An 820-nucleotide genomic window follows, 5' to 3' on the forward strand; every position below is an offset into this window, starting at 1 on the left:
TGTGTAGTCCCKAAATCTGATGGTGCATCATCGATCCTGAGTCGTCAGGAGGAGGATGCATTATGGGAAGCGTTCTTCATGGCAGCGCCCGCACGACGGCGCGTGTTCGAGCCGAGCTCCAAGGGTCGAAAGAGAGCAGCCGGGCCCTTGCCGTCCGCTACGGCTTGAATCCGAAGACTGTGCTCAAGTGGCGCAAAAGGACCACCACATCCGATGCGCCCATGGGACCGAAGGACCCTCGAAGTACGGTGCTGACGCCGGCCGAGGAAGCCATCGTCGTGGCCTTCCGGCAGAAGACACTGCTGCCGCTGGACGACGTGCTGGGTTGCCTGAAGGACACCATCCCCGGCCTCAGCCGCAGCGCCCTGCACCGTTGCCTCCAACGCCACGGCATCTCCCGACTGCCTAAGGATGAAACGGCGGACAAGCGCAGCCAGTTCAAGACCTACGCCATCGGCTACGTCCACATCGACAGCTGCGAACTGCGCCACGCCGAAGGCAAGCTGCACATGTTCCTGGCTMTCGATCGGGTCTCCAAGTTCACCTACGTTGAGTTCCACGCGCGCATCGGCAGCAAGATCGGCGCAGACTTCCTGCGGGCTGTGGCCGAGGTATTCCCCTACCAGATACACACGGTCCTTACCGATAACGGCATGGCTTTCGCTGATCTGCCCAAGAACCGTTCCGGTCCGACAGCCATGATGCGCGGCCATCCCTTCGACCGCGCTTGCTGGGAGCTCGGCATCGAGCACCGACTGACCAAACCCTATCATCCATGGACCAACGGCCAGGCCGAACGGATGAACCGCACCATCAAGGA

The 820-nt window shown here is 61.6% G+C and carries 1 protein-coding gene; it reads left to right on the forward strand.

Features of this window, described 5'->3' with window-relative positions; genetic code table 11:
- Positions 1-62: 62 nt before the first annotated feature.
- Positions 63-820, forward strand: a 758-nt coding sequence (locus tag AC1DIO_RS35335; RefSeq protein ID WP_476854949.1) for a DDE-type integrase/transposase/recombinase, incomplete at its 3' end; no start/stop codon positions are given.

Source organism: Allobosea sp. 05T439, assembly GCF_056396005.1.